Below are 1509 nucleotides of genomic sequence, written 5' to 3'. Positions count from 1 at the left end.
AAGAAGTCATCCCTCACGCCGACACGCTCCACCTGAAGCAGCTCCCTCCAGATGGCCGCCAGCCTCTCCTCCCGCTCATTGCGCGGAGCTACATACTCACTGCCCGTTGCCATCCGGTGATTCGGCTCCGGCAGCGCCTTGCGATCCAGCTTCCCGTTCGCCGTTACCGGCATGGCTGCCAGCTGTACGAAGGCGGAAGGAATCATATAGCCCGGCAGTTCCTTCGCCATATACTCACGGAGCTCAGCGGCGGTCAGCTCCTTGTCCGATACGACGTACGCGCACAAATACTTCTGCCCGCTCTCATCGGTATGATCTATAATCACGGTGTCCTTGACATCCGGATGCCTGTAGAGCACGGCCTGAATTTCTCCTAGCTCCACCCGGTAGCCCCGGATCTTCACCTGATAATCCAATCTGCCCAGAAACTCAATGTTTCCGTCGTCCATCCATCTCGCCAGATCTCCCGTGCGGTACATCCTTCCAGGATGGAAGGGGTTCGGGATGAATTTGCTGGCCGTCAGCTCCGGATCGTTGTACCCCGAGGCCAGGCACTCCCCTCCAATATGCAGCTCGCCGGGAATACCGGCCGGACACACATGGCCTTCCGCATCCAGCACATAGTAATGCGCGTTCTGGATCGGTTTGCCGTAAGGGATGCTGGCCCAGTCCGGCTGCACCTTGCCAATGCGATAATAGTTCGACCAGACGGTCGCTTCCGTCGCTCCGCCCAGGCCGATCACCTCAACGCCTGGGAACGTCTCCTGCAGCAGCTTCGGCAAGGTCAGCGGTATCCAGTCACCGCTTAGGAACACCAGCCGCAGCCGGGACGACCTTCCGGCCAGCCGAGCTTCCGTCAACTGCGGGGCCAGCTGCTGCAGCGCGGCTGGCGCTGAATCCCAGAACGTGACCGGCTCCTCGCACAGAAGATCAATCAACCGCTCGGGATTGCGAATATCATCCTCCCCGACCAGTTGAATCGAGCCTCCCGTGGACAACAGGCCAAAGATGTCAAACACCGACAAGTCAAAGCACAAGGAGGTAATGAAGAGCACCCGGTCTTCCGGGCCGAAGGCGAAGGTCTGCTCCGCCCATTCCAGCAGGTTCACAACAGGCTGATGCTTCACGATGACGCCCTTAGGCACTCCTGTCGATCCCGAGGTAAAGATCGCATAAGCGGTTTGCTCTGCGCTTCTTCCCGGCACCTGCGGGTTGATCGCCGGATAACCGCTCAGCATCTCCCGGTTGTCCATGCAGATCGGACGTGCCAGGCCGCCCTGCGCTTGCTGAAGCGCGTCCAGTCTCGCTGCGTATGCCGACTTCGTCAACACATACGGAACCTGCATGGAGGTAAAGATATGCTCCAGCCGGGCATCGGGGAAGGCAGGCTCGACCGGAATATAAGCCCCGCCTGCCTTGAGGATGCCGATCACGCCGACGACCATATCGAAGCTGCGGTCCATCATCAAGCCGACAAAGGTGCCGGGGCCGACGCCCTGCTCCTGTAAA

General features: G+C 59.8%; 1 protein-coding gene. It reads right to left on the bottom strand.

The window, feature by feature from the left end; genetic code table 11:
• Window positions 1-1509: non-ribosomal peptide synthetase (locus ACE3MQ_RS27245; RefSeq protein ID WP_379398770.1), on the bottom strand; the 1509-nt coding region annotated here is incomplete at both ends.

The organism is Paenibacillus lentus (assembly GCF_042714055.1).
Lineage (GTDB): Bacteria > Bacillota > Bacilli > Paenibacillales > Paenibacillaceae > Fontibacillus > Fontibacillus lentus_A.
The sequence above is the reverse complement of the archived record's forward strand: the minus strand, read 5'-3'. Positions and strand labels throughout refer to the sequence as shown.